This window comes from Pseudarthrobacter sulfonivorans (genome assembly GCF_031454915.1).
Classification (GTDB): domain Bacteria; phylum Actinomycetota; class Actinomycetes; order Actinomycetales; family Micrococcaceae; genus Arthrobacter; species Arthrobacter sulfonivorans_C.
Genome location: NZ_JAVDRS010000016.1, coordinates 14,719 through 28,913 on the forward strand (window position 1 = coordinate 14,719; position 14,195 = coordinate 28,913).

General features: G+C 60.7%; 13 protein-coding genes and 2 pseudogenes. 9 read left to right on the forward strand and 6 right to left on the reverse strand.

What is annotated here, in order from left to right; genetic code table 11:
- Positions 1-148: 148 nt before the first annotated feature.
- The 3 genes from J2808_RS21785 to J2808_RS21795 are packed head-to-tail and all read right to left on the reverse strand — an operon-like array spanning position 149 to position 3,090.
- Entirely contained in the window at positions 149-1,009 is an 861-nt protein-coding gene (locus tag J2808_RS21785; protein WP_309820879.1) for a carbohydrate ABC transporter permease, read from the reverse strand.
- Positions 1,006-1,938, reverse strand: a complete 933-nt coding sequence (locus J2808_RS21790; protein ID WP_307051468.1) for a carbohydrate ABC transporter permease — start codon at positions 1,936-1,938, stop codon at positions 1,006-1,008. Before J2808_RS21790 ends, J2808_RS21785 begins: the two co-directional genes overlap by 4 nt.
- Positions 1,939-1,992: 54 nt before the next feature.
- Positions 1,993-3,090, reverse strand: coding sequence for an ABC transporter substrate-binding protein (locus J2808_RS21795; RefSeq protein WP_309820882.1), 1,098 nt, complete (start codon positions 3,088-3,090; stop codon positions 1,993-1,995).
- Positions 3,091-3,564: 474 nt separating this feature from the next.
- Between J2808_RS21795 and J2808_RS21800 the strand changes: the two genes are divergently transcribed.
- Positions 3,565-3,840: an IS1096 element passenger TnpR family protein gene (locus tag J2808_RS21800; RefSeq protein ID WP_397428107.1), complete on the forward strand. Its 276-nt coding sequence runs from the start codon at positions 3,565-3,567 to the stop codon at positions 3,838-3,840.
- A gap of 442 nt (positions 3,841-4,282) precedes the next feature.
- Complete coding sequence (locus tag J2808_RS21805; RefSeq protein ID WP_309820885.1) at positions 4,283-4,924, forward strand: plasmid pRiA4b ORF-3 family protein; 642 nt, start codon at positions 4,283-4,285, stop codon at positions 4,922-4,924.
- Positions 4,925-5,143: 219 nt separating this feature from the next.
- Here J2808_RS21805 and J2808_RS21810 read toward each other — a convergent pair whose 3' ends face one another.
- Entirely contained in the window at positions 5,144-6,172 is a 1,029-nt protein-coding gene (locus J2808_RS21810) for a DUF4192 domain-containing protein (RefSeq protein WP_309820887.1), read from the reverse strand.
- Between the two features lie 780 nt (positions 6,173-6,952).
- Here J2808_RS21810 and J2808_RS21815 point away from each other — a divergent pair.
- From J2808_RS21815 to J2808_RS21830, 4 genes and pseudogenes are all read left to right on the forward strand, one after another.
- On the forward strand, positions 6,953-7,747 hold the full coding sequence (locus J2808_RS21815) for an SDR family NAD(P)-dependent oxidoreductase (protein WP_309820889.1): 795 nt from the start codon (positions 6,953-6,955) through the stop codon (positions 7,745-7,747).
- A 566-nt stretch (positions 7,748-8,313) separates the two neighbouring features.
- Positions 8,314-8,457 (forward strand): annotated as a pseudogene (locus tag J2808_RS21820) (IS110 family transposase); the annotation flags it as partial.
- 12 nt (positions 8,458-8,469) lie between these two features.
- Positions 8,470-9,063, forward strand: a complete 594-nt coding sequence (locus J2808_RS21825; RefSeq protein WP_309820890.1) for a hypothetical protein — start codon at positions 8,470-8,472, stop codon at positions 9,061-9,063.
- A gap of 476 nt (positions 9,064-9,539) precedes the next feature.
- Positions 9,540-10,550 carry an integrase catalytic domain-containing protein gene (locus J2808_RS21830; protein WP_309820892.1) on the forward strand — a complete coding sequence of 337 codons (1,011 nt, stop codon included), beginning with the start codon at positions 9,540-9,542 and terminating at the stop codon, positions 10,548-10,550.
- Positions 10,551-11,115: 565 nt separating this feature from the next.
- On the opposite strand, the gene J2808_RS21835 is transcribed toward J2808_RS21830, so the two are convergent.
- Together J2808_RS21835 and J2808_RS21840 are read right to left on the reverse strand one after the other, a co-directional pair.
- A complete protein-coding gene (locus J2808_RS21835) occupies positions 11,116-11,289 on the reverse strand; it encodes a hypothetical protein (RefSeq protein WP_309820894.1) in 174 nt (57 codons plus the stop codon).
- Positions 11,290-11,428: 139 nt separating this feature from the next.
- Entirely contained in the window at positions 11,429-12,067 is a 639-nt protein-coding gene (locus J2808_RS21840) for an SOS response-associated peptidase (protein ID WP_309820935.1), read from the reverse strand.
- Positions 12,068-12,188: 121 nt separating this feature from the next.
- On the opposite strand from J2808_RS21840, the gene J2808_RS21845 reads away from it, so the two are divergent.
- The 3 genes and pseudogenes from J2808_RS21845 (at position 12,189) to J2808_RS21855 (ending at position 14,096) form a co-directional block, all read left to right on the forward strand.
- Positions 12,189-12,398 (forward strand): transposase, encoded by a 210-nt coding sequence (locus J2808_RS21845; RefSeq protein WP_397428106.1) that lies wholly within the window; start codon positions 12,189-12,191, stop codon positions 12,396-12,398.
- Positions 12,374-12,660: pseudogene (locus tag J2808_RS21850) on the forward strand (winged helix-turn-helix domain-containing protein); the annotation flags it as partial. The gene J2808_RS21845 and the pseudogene J2808_RS21850, both read left to right, overlap by 25 nt.
- Positions 12,661-13,001: 341 nt before the next feature.
- Complete coding sequence (locus tag J2808_RS21855) at positions 13,002-14,096, forward strand: EAL domain-containing protein (RefSeq protein WP_309820896.1); 1,095 nt, start codon at positions 13,002-13,004, stop codon at positions 14,094-14,096.
- Positions 14,097-14,195 lie beyond the last annotated feature (99 nt).

Here is a 14,195-nt window from a genome sequence, read left to right on the forward strand (position 1 = left end):
ATGACAAGTGACGCGGGCTGAGTGGCCTGTCAGGGTTTAGAGATTGCAGATGCGGTGAGCTGGTCTAAACAGGCACGCCACATGACCGCTTGGAAGCGGTCATGTGGCGTGCTTTCTAGTTGGGCTCGGGGTAGAACTCTTGCTTCGGTTATCCCTTGACACCGCCGGACGTCATCCCGGCAACAAACCAGCGCTGGAACGCAAGGAAGATTGAGAGAACGGGGATGAAGGCAACGACGATGAATGCAGCGAAGAGTCCCCAGAAGCTACCGAAGCCAGTGGTTATATAACGCACGATGCCGTTCTGGACGGTCTTCATATCTTCCGTGGTGGCCAGTACGGTTCCTACAAGGAAGTCGTTCCAAACGAATACGAAGATGAAAATTGCTACAGCAGCGATACCGGGGCGGATGAGCGGCAGAATGATGCGCCACAGGATCTGCACCCGCGAGCAGCCATCGATGGCGGCCGCTTCCTCAATCTCAACAGGAATGTTCTCGATGAAGTTGCGCAGAAAAAGGATGGTCTGTCCACAAATAATGGCCGTGTAGACAACAATCAGCAGCGGGTAGGTGTTGATCAAGGCCGTTCTGACGAACATGGAGTACAGGGCGATGAAGACCACGATCGCGGGAACCATCGAAAGCACCAGGATCCCTGTCATCAGAGTTTCCATGCGCCGGCTTCGGTACCTGGTGGCAACATATGCCGCAGGAATGGAAATCGCCAACGCGAGGACGATAGAGCCCACAGCGTAAATCAGGGAGTTTATGAAGAACCGGCTGTTCGTTGAGGTCAGCAGGCCAAGATAGCCCTCGAATGAAAGCGGGTCCGGGATCCACCGTGGCGGGAACTCAAGGGTATCCGAGGCGGTTTTCAGCGAGGTGGAGAAGATCCATGCGACAGGCGGTAGAACGACTGCGGCTGAGAGGATGACATATGCCCAGGCCGGAACCGCCCGAAGGACTGAGCCGAGCCGGCCTTGGCGACGCGAGGTGGTGGTGCTCACAGGCTTTCCTTCCGTCGGAAGCGAATCGCGACAAGGGTGAGGACAATGTTTACGGCAAAAAGGAGGATAGCCGTCGCTGATGCCCCGGAAAGATCGAACTTGTCGAACATCTGGTTATATACCCGCATTGACAGCGTCTCGGTCGATCCGATGGGACCGCCTCGTGTGGTCACCAGGATGATGGTGACCATCTGTACATAGAGCATGAGTAGAACGATCACCACGGAGACGATCGTGTTGCGCAGGTGAGGCAATGTGACATTGAGAAATGCGTGCCGAATGCCACCGCCGTCCACTTTGAGGCTTTCATACAATTCCACTGGAATGGTCTGAAGGGCGCCGAGAAAGAGAAGCATGGCCTGCGGGTAGGACCACCACGCCGTCATCAGAGTCACGGCAACGAGCGCACTGTTCGGAGACGAGAAGACATCAGTAGGCCCGAACCCAAGGGCCTGGGTGATAGCTGAGGCCGGCCCGTAATTGGGGTTGAGAAACCAAAGCCAGATTGTTCCTGCTGTGGCCTGGGACAAAAGCCACGGCAACAAAAAGAGGCTCCGGATGGAGCGCTTGAACCGATGCAGGTTGTTCAGCACAATCGCAGACAAGAGTCCCGCGGGCAAGGCGATGACCAGCGCCCCGATCGAAAACACAAGCGTTGTCCAGATGCGGGCGGGCAGCTCCGAGTCCGCGAACAGCTCCGCAAAAGAGTTCAGACCAGAAAATTTGCCAATCTGGTAATACGAAGTCTCGTGGAGCGCTGTCCAGGCCGTGTAGATGAGCGGTCCAACGAAGACAAAGAGAAACACGGCAGTGACGGGGACGACGTACAACCAGACCATGCGGTCTTTACGAGCCCGGCGGAAAGCCTGGACTCCTGTCGGCGGAGTCGCCGTCTGAGATGAAGTGCGGGTGCGACTGTTTGTTGACATTATCTCTCCCTTCCGGAGGGAACCTGATGTTCAGGCTCCCCCGGACGTTGGGGACTATTTCTTGTTGGCCGCATCCTGGGCGGAACGGATAAATTCGCTGCCCGACAGATTGTTGAGGGTTAGTCGCTGCCCGGCCTGGGAGAGCCCGGTGGCCAGCGAGGTCCAGTTATCGGCGTATGTGCGGGGTTCGCTGTTGCTCTTGACGTAGGCGGCGATGTCGTTCACCGTCTTCGCTTCGGGCGTGGAGAAGAATGGCTGCTCATACGTGGCCGCACGCGTGGGCACCTCACCGCCGGTGGCCATCTTCGCGCCGGCTTCGGGACCGGTCATGTACTCGATGAACTTCCAGGCCGCCTCTGTATTCTTGCTTCCTGAGCCTATTCCCAGAGTCCACCCAATGGTGGTGCCGGTGGTGTCCCCAGTAGATGCCTTTGGCAAGGAGGTCCACTTGACGTCCGGATTCTGCGAGGCGAACGAGACGATTCGTTCGGTGCCCAAGACCGACATTGCGACAGTGCCGCTGGCCATGCCGTCCGCTACGGTGCCGTACGTGTCGGAAACGACATTGCTACCCAGTGCCTTCGCATCCCGGAGCTCGGCGAGGAAGTTGCCAAACTCCTCGGCCTTTTCGGTGGCGAAATCCGCCTGTCCGTCCTCAGTCCATATGTCCTGATCAACTTGCGACATGAAGCAATTGAAGAAAGTGCTGATGATGGCTGAGTTGTCAGTGTCCGAGAACCCGGTTCCGAACCCGGTGAATCCAGCTGCCGCAGCTTTCTGCGCAACGTCAACGACTTCCTCGTAAGTAGTTGGAGCGGTCGCACCGATCTGAGACAGAATTTTTTCGTTGTAGTACAGCGCACAGGTGCGGTATTCATAGGGCACCGCGACCTGCTTGCCGTCAGGACCCGCAAAAGTGTCGGTAGGACGGAGCCAGTCGGTGACCCCCGACGCAGCATCAGGCAACGGCGAGTAAACGCCGGCAGAGGCCATCTGGGGGACGAGAGGGGTGAACATCTTAAACACATCCGGCGCCTGCCCGGCCGCTGCTGACTGCGGCAGCCTATTCAACATGTCGCCCAGCGAAACCACCGAGAGGTTGATCTTGATGTCAGGGTTTGCCGCCTCGAAGTTGGCGATGTTTTCCTTCAACGCCTTTGATCGCGGATTGTCCTGGCTGGGATCAAGGAAGTCCCAATAACTGAGCGTCACCGGCCCCTCGGGGTCCGATGTTGAGGGGGAGCAGCCACTGAGGGCAAGGCTGGCTACGACGGCTGAGACGAGTGCCAGGCCCCATCGCTTTTTGATCATGAGTTTCTCCTGTGGACTGGATTGCTAATGCGGGAGCATGCCGTATTCAAAACGACGCCTGCTGAACGTGGCGCTACCGAAAGTCCAGAAGTGAGCGACTTGATCATCGAGTCTCTCCTTTGAGATCGGTTGCATTCGCTAGAGCAGTGAGATCGGTTGCTGAGATCGGTTGCAATAAACATAGGGCTACACAAAGGGTCTGTCAAGGATTCCTTTTGCTCGAATCTTGCAGGTCCCGATGTGTGCTCCGATGCGGTCGGGCTCTGCATCAGTTTCTTGATTCGTTAGCGCATTGGCTGCGGCACCTTCCCTGAAATTTGGCGCGGGCTCGAGGTGCGAAACACCATGACTTTGAATCAGTTTCGGCAGGTCCTGCAGGTAGTTTGTGGCTGCGAGGACATACACCTGCACAGGTTTGCCTTGGAGGATCCCTTCGCGCCCCTGAGGCCGGTCGACGGCGAACTTCCGGAAGTCGTGCAAGTGGATTTCCCGGCAGGAGTGAAGAACGGCGGACAAGCCCGGGAACTGGATCATCTGCTCACGCTTGGTATAGGCAAGGCGCTTTATGAATACGACTTCAACGACAGCTGACTTCACCGGCTGGAGCTGGTTTCCAACCGGCCCGCTGACGGAGACAGCCCGCCGCCCAGTTGATTGACGGCGCCAGGCGGGGCCCGCTGGAAAACTCCGGAGGATTGCCCGGATACGAGGAGATGCTGGAAGTCCTGGAACGACTCGGATCATCCCGGCCGCGCCGAACGTGCCGCATGGCTGGCCGACATAACCAACTCCGATGCGCCGTTTGACCCCGTCTTCCTGGACATCGCCGCCGTGAACCGGTCCTGGCGGAACGGTCCTGACTTACGGAATCCGGGAGGAAACGCCACGGGGCGATGGATCAGCCCCTTTTGAAGCCGCTCCCCGACCATTTTGAAACGCCGATAACGGATCTTCCGTCAAGCCATCGTCCGTGGCGGGGGAGTGGTCGCGCCGTCTTCCGAGTAGGGCGGCCGGGGCTGAAAGAATGGGCTTCATGGAAAAGGTTGCAACCGGGGGCGCAGACGGAGCGGACTCTACCCTGGTGGTCCGCGTGGAGCTCGTCGACAGCGAGCCTGCGATTTGGCGTCAGTTTGAGCTCCGGGGCTCCATGGCCCTTAGTCAGGTGCACCAGGTCCTGCAGGCAGCCTTTGGCTGGGACGACGCGCACCTGCACAGGTTCACGGCAGATGATCCCTTCGCGCCGCTGCGGCCGGTTGCCGGCGAGATTCCGGAGTTCGTGCAGTGGCTTCCGGGCCAAGAGTGTGAAGAACCGGGGGAAAGGCCCGAGGAAGACTGCACCCTGGATCAGCTGTTCGCGGTGGGTTCGGGCGCAGTCTTCTATGAATACGACTTTGGCGACAGCTGGCTACACCGGCTCGAGCTGATGTCCCGCCGGCCAGCAAACGCAGGCACTGCGCCGGCCCGACTGATCGATGGCGCCCGGCGCGGCCCGCTGGAAGACTCCGGAGGATTTCCCGGATATGAGGAGATCATGGACGCCTTGGCCGATCCGTCTCATCCGGACTACGCCGAGCACTCCGCCTGGGTGGCCGAAATAACCGGATCGGATGAGCCTTTTGACCCTGCTTTTCTCGACATCCCCGCCGTGAACTTGGCGCTGGCTGACCGGCTCTGAGTCCCGGAGTTTTGGGAGAAAATTCCCCAGATATGGCGGCAGGAACAGCCCCTCTTGCGGGCACTCCCCCAGCAATTCTCATGTGCCGATAATGGAGATTCCGTCAACCTGTCACGTCTGGAATGGCCCTTGCTTGCTCGCCAAGGCTGCCCAACTAGGTGTCTGTGACGGAGGTGCCTTTTACGGATTCGATCTCGAGTAAGTCGCTTTTCCTAGTGGCTACTCGAAGAGGAGTGTCTTGTAGGCGGTGTTTTTGTTCATGTTCCAGCCGGCGACGATGCCTGAGCCGATCATTTGGTCGCTGAGGCGGGCGAGGCGGTAGGCGGGGTCGGTGTCGAGGGCGAGTTGGAGGAATTGGTGTGCTTTGGTGCCTTTGCCTTCCCACCAGTTGATGTAGCCGATGGCGGTGAGGACGGGTGCTGAATGCTCCGCGCTGGTGCGGGTGTAGGCGTGGAGGAGAAGTTGTTGTGCCCACTCGATGCGTGACCACATCGGCGCCTCTTCGGTTTGGGCGAACAGGACCTGTTGCATGGGTTCGTCGAGCCCCGGTATGTCTGCGAGGAGCCGGTCACGGATCTCCGGGAACTGCAGGTTTGCGACGAGGGTGTGGCAGTCGTCATCGCTGGGGAGGTTCTTGGAGTTGAGCATGTCTGCCCAGAGTCTCCGGCCCTGCTGGAGCGAGGCGTCGGCGGGCTGGGTCCTGATGGTGTCCATGTGGTGTTCGACGGCGGTGGCTTTCGCTGTTTCCTGGCTGGTTGTTGGGAGGGCGATGTGGTTTGTGGGTTCGATGAAGCTGCCGCGGTAGATGAATTCGGCGTTGATTGCACTGGTCTGGGTGGAACTGACGGGCAGGGCGAGGCTGGTGCCGGGTTCGTCGTCGTAGGGTGAGAAGGTTTCGGGGCCGACAAAGAGTCCGTCCCTGATGGTGATGCCGTGTTCTGCGAGGACCCCGGTGAGCGCGGCGATGGTGCCGGCATACGGTTTGGCCTGTCCGTGTTGAGCGGTTTCGTTGGTGTAAACGGCGAAGAGGATGGATGTGGCGGTCGTGTCGCTGGTCAGGTAGTGGGCAACGGTGCGTGCGTAGGGGAGATCCTGACCGGGTTGGCGGGGAAGGTCAATGCGCAGCGTCGCGCCGATGCCGTTGTTGTTCAGGGTGATGCAGACCAGGCTTTCCGTCGGCCAGAAGCCCAGGGTGTGTCCGATGAAGCTGAGCACATCTGATGGTGTTTTGATCGTGAGCTTTTCCATGATCCCTTCGGTTCCCTTCACCCTTGCGTTGCTGTTTTCTGCGGTTGTTGGTTGTGGGTGCCGTTCTGGTAGGGGACCACCCGCTGGGCTGAGGGGCCGGAGTGCAACTTGGGGGACCGGCGCCGGGGGCGAAAACTTCATGTACAGCGCGCTCAACTCTGCTCTGGAGAAGTTTTCGATCCCGGTGCCGGCGCGGTAGCGCCCTGGTTGCGCGGAGGATCCGCCCAGCGATCATGGGGCATATCAGAATGACAAGCAGCGATAATGCTTTTGCCTGTTCATTGAAGTCAAGGAATCTAGCGGCATGACTTCCTGACGGATTCCAGAGGTAGAAAACTCCTACGTTCTAACCGCAGGGGCCCTCTGACGGCCCCAAAAGCCGTTCTGATGATGGTCAACGCGCGGGCTTAGACCTCCGGTCAATGAATTCGTTCTTCTCGGATTCCTACTCGGGCCTAAGGTTGCCGTTTACTTTCAGTCGTTGCAGGCTGTGAGCGTAGACCTAATTGGAAGAACCCGTCCCTAGCTGGAAGAAGCGACACGCTCACTTGGAAGTCTTCCAACTGGGTGCAAGACCTGGTGCTCACGGCCACCGAACCGTCCGGTTCCGCCCTCGACAACTGATGGATTGCTGTGCGGCTACGACAGCAAGTCAACCGGTACCGGCACGGGACAGCAAGTGGATCTGGTTGGTCGTCCGAGTCTTTTGAATACTTCTCAGTGGAGGGACGTCACACTGACGGTCCCGGACTACATCCCGAATCTTTCCGAGAGGCGAGCATGACACTTGCATATTCCCCTGAAACGATGAACATCCCGCCACTCGGGCCTTATAAGGATCCCCAGAAAGTGGTTGTGATCGGCGGCGCGACCGGTATGGGCGCCGCAACGGTCAAGAAGCTTCTGGAGAGCGGACGCCGTGTTGCGGCGATTGACGTGAACAAGGCTGTCCTCGACTCAGCCGCAGAGTTCAGCACGCTTGGTGATGTCACTGACGCTGCCGACATCCAGCGCGCCATCAACGAAGCTGCCGAAGCCCTCGGTGGCATCGAAGCCATCGTGTGCTGCGTTGGCATCAACGGTATCGGCACGATCGAGGATACCGAGCCGGAAGAGTGGAACCGTCAGTTTGCGGTCAATGCCTTCGGTCCTTACGCCTGTGCTCGCGCTGCGCTCCCGCACCTGCGGCAGGCCGGCGGCGGCGCCATCGTGGTCCTCACCTCGCAGGTGGGCATAGTGGCCCAGAAGCAGAACGCGGCCTATTGTGCTGCCAAGGCTGCAGCTATCCACTTGGTGCGCTGCATGGCTGTTGATTTCGCTCCTGAAAACATCCGCGTTAACAGCGTTGCCCCCGGGATTACCGGCCCAACCGGCATGTTCGACAGCTGGCTTTCGCTCTTCCCCTACGAGGAATCGCGGGCCGCTGAAGCTCAGCACCAGATCGATACCAACCTGCAGAAGCGCATCGTCCACCCCGACGAGATCGCAGCCGCAGCGGTCTTTGCTGTCTCCAACGCAGCTCCTGGCCTTATCGGTCAGAACTTCGTCGTCGACGGAGGCTACAGCCTGATTTGATGCGCTGGGCATCGCTTCACGGGGCGGATTGGTATGGGCAGTGCTAATTCGCCCCGCCGAAGCGCGCGAAAGGCGTCGATAATGTGATTGGGGCCGTTGTAGGGTATCGAAAACCCAGGGTGCCGGGTAATGCGAGAAGCTAAAGGCCGGACCTTGCGTCACGGCTCAGAAGGGATGGCCACGCGAGCACCCGCGATGGCTCGACCGCTATGAGAAAAGCGACCCGATTACAGTGCCAAGGACACGACGGAGCCGCCACCCGCGTGGGCCCGTAATCAGCAAAAAGCGGAGGAAGAATGCGTGAACTCTGGCGGGCATCGATGCGGGAAAGGCATCACCACTGCGTGCTCGTTAACCCCGAAGGAAAACCGACTGCTGTCCCGCAGGGTAGCCAACGACGAAGCCGCGCTCACGGGGCTTCTCACCGCAGTATTGGCCCTTGCTGCTGGTCTTGGAGTCCTCGGGGTCACCAATTTGAACCGCAGCGGCGTGGCGCTCCTGATCGGCCTGCCAGCGGCCTGACCCGACTCTGATCCACATTCCACGAAGATCCGTCACACGCGTCCCACACTTATCGCGGTGACGGCAAAACAGACGCCAAGGACTCGGCAATGATCGCAGCTCAAGCCCTGGTGCGGCGCGACCGCCAACCAATCGCCAGCGGAGAACACATCAGCACCGACGTGCGACTGCTCACCCGCGCAGCGTGAGAGGGTTTCCGTATGGGAATTGTTGACCGCCCGGACGCCATGTCGCTGGCACACCAAGGATTAGTGGGTGCCGCCTGGCGGACCCTAGACGCCGCCCGAAGCATGCACCTACTGTCCTGTGCCGTAGCTGCCACGGAAGCGCTGCATTGGATTTGCGCTTTGGACGAGCAACTTCAGCAGGAAAGCTCCGGCTATAGGAACCGTCGTGACCGTGACGCAGACGGTATCGTGCTGCTGGGCCTGCGGCATGTTCGGGACCGCGCCATGCATCAGGTCGTTATTTGCACAGCGCAGGACGCGAGGTCGTTTTTCAATCCCGCCCCCGGCGGACTAGTTCATATCGCGTCGTCCTATCCGATCTGGACCCCTGCCGAAATGCTCCCGCGAGCCGAGGAACGACACCGGAACGAGGAGCGCGAAAAGGCATACGCGAATCACGTTTCCGAACGAAAGGCTTGGAAGCCCATTTTCAAGGCACTCGACTTCCTGACACGAGAACTGAAAGACAAGGTCACGCTGGTTTCAATCGAGCAGCCGAGCTGGTTCCAGGAGTTATCTGACGAAGAACGCCTGGCGATCCACCAAACCCCTATGCTCAGCATGTAGGCCGCAAGCAACCACACCAATGGTCTGGATCCCTGAGCGGATCCGGGCGAAGCGGGAACGGCGTCGTAACATCTTGGTTGGAGCCAGCCGTCGTGTCCGCCTTTAAACTGCCCTAAGCAGTTTGCGGCAGTCGCCCCCGGACGCAGCCATGATGCCGAGTTAAGGGTGCCGGCCCCGGCCACTCCTGATTGCGGGTGAACGCAGTATGGCCAGGCGTTGTTTCCCTCAAATGCCCCTTGGCTCTCTTCCCTTTAGCAGGCATAGGCGCGGCCCGCGGGCTGGATGGGGAGTGGCAGGCGCTGGTGTGCACCTACGGGGTCTTCAGTGGCCTGGTACAGGCCCATGATTTAATGATGCACAGCGGTCAGGGAAGCGGCTGACTGCTCCTGGACGAGGTCGTAGACCTGACCGGCTGGCACCGGGACCATGCCCGGGCGGTGCTGCGGCATGCCCTTGATCCTCCTAGGCCCAAGGGGGTGAGGCCGGGCCGGGCACCGGTTTACGGGCCGGACCTGCAGCCCGCCCTGGTGCTCTGCTGGGCGGTCCTGCGCGCCCCAGCCGGCAAGCTGCTGGCAGCGGTGATGCCCGAACTCGTCCCGATGCTGCGCAATGAGAAGGCCCTGGACATCACCGACGCCCAGGTAGAACAACTGGAGCGAATGAGCGCCGCGACGATCGATAGGCGCCTCGCCGGGGAACGGGCCAAGCTGCTGCCGCGTGGACGGTCCCACACCAAACCCGGATCGCTGCTCAAGTCCCAGATTCCGATCCGCACCTGGGCGCAGTGGGATGACGCCGTGCCCGGCTTTGTCGAGATCGACCTGGTCGGTCACGAGGGGTCGAACAGTTCCGGGCAGTTCTGCTTCACGCTCACGGTCACGGACATCGCAACCGGATGGACGGTGAACAGGTCGGTGCCCAACAAGGCACAAAAGCATGTCTTCGCCGCCCTGCAGCAGGTCATCTCCGTCTTCCCGTTCCCGGTAGTCGGCATTGATTCGGACAACGGAGGAGAGTTCATCAATAACGAGCTTTTCGACTTCTGCCAGGAACACCGGATCACCTTCACCCGCTCACGCCCGTATAACAAGAACGACGGGGCCCACGTCGAACAGAAAAACTGGTCCAGGGTCCGCGAACTGGTCGGCTACCTGCGCTACCTCCTTCCGCAACGAAAGCTCGTCTCCAAGACCCGCCACGGAGCCAAGGTGACAAAGACCCATGATGCGCCGGCCACTCCGTACCACCGCACCGCCGCCGACTCTCGTACTGACCGAAAGGCGGCCAACCGCATGAACACCGAATACCGGAAAGTGAAGCCGGCGGCACTGTCCCGGCAGATCCTATCCCTCACCGGCCGGCTCGAAACCCTCGCCACCGCCAAACAGCCTGCACCGGCCAAACCACCCGTGAACGAGGACTGGAACCGCCGACCCAACCGGAGGTTTTCCAATGACGCAACGTATGCCCCTTCCCGGAGGTATTGACATGAGGCAACAGGGTCCCGGGGAATGTATCGATGAGGACGCTTTCAAGCACGATCCAACCATGAAAGGAAGGGCGCGGCCCGAACGCGGGTTGTACCTTCCTGCCTGTCGGACATATAGGGCAGACAGGAATGAAAGGGACGAAAACTGCTGATGTGTTCGAGCTCAAGGAGCTGGAGTCTCTGATGTATGGGTCCACCCGCTGGAAAGAGGATCGATGCAGCTTCGAGATTGTCCGGACGCACTAAGGCAGGGCTAGCGGCCGCGAAGCCTAGGGGACGACTCGGCGGGCGTCCGCCGGGATGACGGCGGCGAAACTTGAGACAGCCCCAAGGACCTTCGTCGTCAGCAAAGAAGCTGGAGGAGATCGCGGAGAGCCTCAGCGTGACCATGTCCGCTCTGGCTCTGGGCCCGCGAACGGGCAAGCAGGGCGGAAGCGTCAGGCCGTCGTTCAGGATGTTGCGTAAGTCAGTTCCGTAGGGGTCAATGGGACGCCGAAGGCAGCAGCCTCCACCAAGGCGCGGTACTAGGTCACAGACCCATGATGTATCGGCCGGAACGAGCCCTAGCTGCCTGTTTCTTCGGGATCCCTGCGTGCCCGTTTCTCCTCCGGGGTGGCATCTTCGGCATCGGGCACCAGGTCCGGGTCGACAACGGGGGAGAAGGCATCAGCGGGAACTTCGTTCCCCTGCGGGCGGTCCTCGGGGTCAGGGGAGCCGTTGTTTGGAATCTCACTCATTTGCACACCGTAGGCCCGCAGGTCCATCCTGTCCATGGATCTGAGCGTACGACGTTCTGCCACGGCACCTGCCAGGCAGCTTCGACGAGGATGAACATCGGAGCCAACGCCGAAGCGGTGGTCGTCTCGACGAGATGGTTCAGGATGCCGGTTCGACGAGTTCCGGGCCGTTGTTTCGGACGCTGTTTACCCGGTCGCTGACGATCCGCGGGGTCAGAACCGGCTCCGGGATTCCGTCCAGCAGCTGCTGAACGCTGTCCTTGTCGGTCGTTCCGGGGTTCAGCCAGTCCGCGTACATGTCAGGGGGGACGATAACGGCGGCCCGATCGTGGACGTGGCCGAGGGTGTCGTGGGCCGTTGTGGTGAGGACTGTGCAGCTGAGGAGCCAGCGGCCAGGATCATCTTCGGGCAGCGACGGGTCAGGCCAGAACTCGTAGAGGCCGGCGAACGCGAGCAGGTCGTCCTTCTCGGAGTAGAGGTAGTTCGGGATCTTTTTCCCGTCCTCGGTCTTCTGCCATTCGTAGTAGCCCTCCGCGGGGATCAGGGCGCGGCGTTTCACGGCTGCTTTGCGGAACGAGGGCTTCTCCAGGATGGATTCGCTCCGGGCATTGATCAGCCTGGAGCCGATTGTGAGGTCTTTGGCCCAGGACGGGACCAGGCCCCAACGGGCGATGAGCAGGCGCCGGTCAACGACGCCCTCGTCCATCCTCTCGGCGATGATCGGAACGTCCTGTGTCGGAGCCACGTTCCAGCTCGGGGGAGGTGGGCTCCCTTCGATTTCCTTGGCATCGAAAGCGGAGAGAAGATCCCCTGTCCGCCTTGGACATCACATATCTGCCGCACATGGGCCCATTCTGCCCCATGGGCCGGGAAGACCCTGCGGATTCGGTGGCTGGCTGATGTGTTCAAAGCGCCCCTGCGTCAACGAAGTCCCCGCAATCGAGGACCGGGCCGGGGCTTCGTTGCCCGGCTTCGGACCAGTCCTCGCCGCCGAGTTCCTCGGCGCCTCCGGCGAGGACCTCGCTGTCTTCCAGTCCGCCGACCGGTTCGCGGGCGTTGTCGGACTGGCCCGGGCTCCCTGCCTGTGGGCGGGACGCCTCTGGAGCTGACGCGAAGCGAGTTCGACCTCCTCCACGAGGTGCTGCACGGTGCCGGGGCCGTCCTCTCCCGTGCTGAACTCGTCCGGGCGTGCGAGGTGAGCAGTACGGCGATGGCGCCTCCATCAGTGATGCGGATGAACATGCTGTGGAAGTCCACATGGGCAATCTCCGGCGCGAACTCCGTGACGATCCCGACTCGCCGCGCTGGCTTCAGACCGTGCGCGGGGTCGGGTACCGGCTGGCTGCTGAGAGACCGCCCCACGAGCGTTGATCCCGCACTGGGACAGCTCCAGGGAAGCCGTGGCATACGGCTCGCCTCACTCGGTTGCGGACCTGGTTCGACGGCGCACCTGAGACATCCGTCCCCCGTGGGGGTTCCATTCCTGAATAGGGTCTTTGACGTTTAGATTCTTCCGCGGAACGGAAAATCGCCGGCGTGAAAGGGCGCCCCGCGGCCCTTCACATGAATTTGTTAAGGAAGGAAGGTGAGCACATCCCCGGGGAGCTGTACTGTTCATTCAAGCCGATGTTGTGACGCTGCCATGCCGGAGCGAAGCAGGAACGGCCCGGCGCTGGGCTCAGCCGGTGTCGACACCTACAAAGGAATAGCCGATGTCCGGGGATGAGTCCTCTCTTCCAGCATTTACCGGCGCAGACGAGATACCGGGGCCGGGGGGTCCTGGGTTACCGCCACAGGCGGCGAACGCTACTCTGCGCGGGCAAGTGCTGGAGCTGATCAACGACGTTCTGACCGACCCTGATCCGGACGGGGAATGGGCGAGGTCCCAGCTGCGGAAGCAGCTGGCAGCCTACCCTGACGAACCAGAACGCGCTCTTCTTGAGCATTTGATGGGAACAAGGGGTTTGGCCAGCCCGCAGGATTCGCTGCATGCTCCTGTTGCGCCCGCCCTCGGCGAGCCCGTTCCCACTCCTTCGCCACAGCCTGTGACCCCTGACCCCGGTGCCAGAAGGAGGATCCGGTCAATACTTGGTGACAGGATGCTGCTGACGGCGTTCCAGCCGATACGCGAACTACCGGACGAACGAATCACGGGGTTTGAGGCGCTGACGCGTTTCGTTCACAGCGACGGTGCCAGCGCGGACACATGGTTCCGGGAAGCCGAGGCAGTAGGTCTGGGACCCGAACTGGAGATTGCGGCGCTTCGATGCGCCCTGGTTGCGGCGAGGGAAATTCCCTCTCACTTCTTTCTCGCCTTTAACCTCAGTCCTGCAACTTTCACGAACGCGCGCGTTCAAGACCTCCTGCAGCACTCTGGCCTCGCCATCGACAAGATCGTTGTTGAGCTAAAGGGCCCGGCATCTGATGGGCAGTGGAACGCTCTCCTATGGGCACTGAAACCGCTGCGCCGACAAGGCTTACGGGTCGCGGTCGACGGTTCCGGTGCGGGCTTCACCCCCGCGAAACGGATCCTCAGTCTGCGGCCCGACATCATCAAACTTGACCGCACGTTCATCGAGGCCATTTTCGACCGGGCTGATCCGGATGAGCCTGCCGTGATAGTACTGGCCCGAGAAGTCGGGGCAGTCCTGGCCGCCGAAGGAATTGAAACGGAGACTGAGCTAGCGGCCGTGATCGAAGCCGGGATGACAGCAGGCCAGGGGTATCTGCTCGGCCGACCCTCCGTGCACCCGCTTGAATGGTCTTCCTGGGTCCTACAGACGGAGACAGCCTCAACGGAGCTATAGAGGAACTTGGCGGTACCAGAACCGGAGGCCAGACACTGTCAGGATGTCAAGGCACCGACGGTTCGCGCCAGAGCTCGTCGGGCTCCTTTGACCGAGGTC

What these genes read in the sequence shown, in the direction of transcription:
- J2808_RS21855 (WP_309820896.1), top strand. Translation starts at nt 13,002, where the DNA reads ATGTCCGGGGATGAGTCCTCTCTTCCAGCATTTACCGGCGCAGACGAG.
- J2808_RS21805 (WP_309820885.1), top strand. Translation starts at nt 4,283, where the DNA reads ATGGAAAAGGTTGCAACCGGGGGCGCAGACGGAGCGGACTCTACCCTG.
- J2808_RS21810 (WP_309820887.1), bottom strand. Translation starts at nt 6,172, where the DNA reads ATGGAAAAGCTCACGATCAAAACACCATCAGATGTGCTCAGCTTCATC.
- J2808_RS21845 (WP_397428106.1), top strand. Translation starts at nt 12,189, where the DNA reads ATGTGTTCAAAGCGCCCCTGCGTCAACGAAGTCCCCGCAATCGAGGAC.
- J2808_RS21790 (WP_307051468.1), bottom strand. Translation starts at nt 1,938, where the DNA reads ATGTCAACAAACAGTCGCACCCGCACTTCATCTCAGACGGCGACTCCG.
- J2808_RS21815 (WP_309820889.1), top strand. Translation starts at nt 6,953, where the DNA reads ATGACACTTGCATATTCCCCTGAAACGATGAACATCCCGCCACTCGGG.
- J2808_RS21825 (WP_309820890.1), top strand. Translation starts at nt 8,470, where the DNA reads ATGGGAATTGTTGACCGCCCGGACGCCATGTCGCTGGCACACCAAGGA.
- J2808_RS21835 (WP_309820894.1), bottom strand. Translation starts at nt 11,289, where the DNA reads ATGAGTGAGATTCCAAACAACGGCTCCCCTGACCCCGAGGACCGCCCG.